The following is a 957-nucleotide window of genomic DNA, read 5'->3' as shown; positions in this document are numbered from 1 at the left end:
GCCGCCACTCCCCCTGCCAGAGCGCCGCCACGGCGGCCGGTTCGAACTCGTCAAACTCGGGGCCGGGCAAGACGCGCAGACAGGCGTCGGACTCGCGCAGCCGGGCGCCGAGGGGGCCGTCATGGCTCAGCGGCGTCCCCAGGTGCAGGCGATCCCCGGCCAGCAGGGCTCGCCCCTGATGGCCCCCGAAGCCGGCCTGCAACTCGGTGGCGCGCGATCCCATCACAGGGGCCACGGCCAGGCCCCCATCCAGCGCGAGATAGGTGCGCATGCCATGGCGGGGGGCCGACAGGCGCAGGTGCTGACCCCGGCGCACCCGCCAGCGCCAGCCATGCCAGACAGGTTCGCCGTCCAGGGTGGCGGCGCAGTCGGCACCGGTCAGCGCCAGCCAGCCATCGCGCAGCAGGCGAAACTCGGCCGCCCCCAGCACCAGTTCTATCCCCGCCGCCCCGGCGGGGTTGCCCACCAGGCGATTGGCCAGGATCAGCGCCTCCCTGTCGAGGGCGCCCCCCTGGGCGATGCCCAGATGGCGCACACCGGCGCGGCCGAGATCCTGGACTGTGCTCTGGAGCCCGGGGCGGATGACCTCTAGCATGGGGAACCTCCCAGGGGGACGAAGCGCACCCGATCGCCGGGCAGCAGATAGGATGGCTCGTCACGCTCATGGTCGAACAGCGTCAGATCCGTGCGCCCGATGAGCTGCCAGCCGCCAGGGCTCGCCGCCGGGTAGATGCCGGTCTGGGCCCCACCGATGCCGACGCTGCCGGCGGGGACCTTCAGCCTGGGCTCCCTGCGCCGCGGCACGGCCAGCGCCGGCGCCAGCCCCCCCAGATAGGCGAAGCCGGGCTGGAAACCGAGGAAGTAGACCCGGTAGTCGCCGCCGCTGTGACGCGCCACCAGCTCGGCCGGCGTCAGGCCGCAGTGGCGGGCGGCTTCCTCCAGATCGGGGCCCCATTC

Annotated in this window: 2 protein-coding genes; both read right to left on the bottom strand. The window is 73.7% G+C overall.

Features of this window, described 5'->3' with window-relative positions; genetic code table 11:
* Positions 1–595: 5-oxoprolinase subunit C family protein (locus tag BN1119_RS12115; RefSeq protein ID WP_041998191.1), on the bottom strand; the 595-nt coding region annotated here is incomplete at its 3' end.
* Positions 589–957: 5-oxoprolinase subunit PxpB (pxpB, locus tag BN1119_RS20715; protein ID WP_041998189.1), on the bottom strand; the 369-nt coding region annotated here is incomplete at its 5' end. The genes pxpB and BN1119_RS12115, both read right to left, overlap by 7 nt.

This window comes from Aeromonas bivalvium, assembly GCF_000819765.1.
GTDB lineage: Bacteria > Pseudomonadota > Gammaproteobacteria > Enterobacterales > Aeromonadaceae > Aeromonas > Aeromonas bivalvium.
The sequence above is the reverse complement of the archived record's forward strand: the minus strand, read 5'-3'. Positions and strand labels throughout refer to the sequence as shown.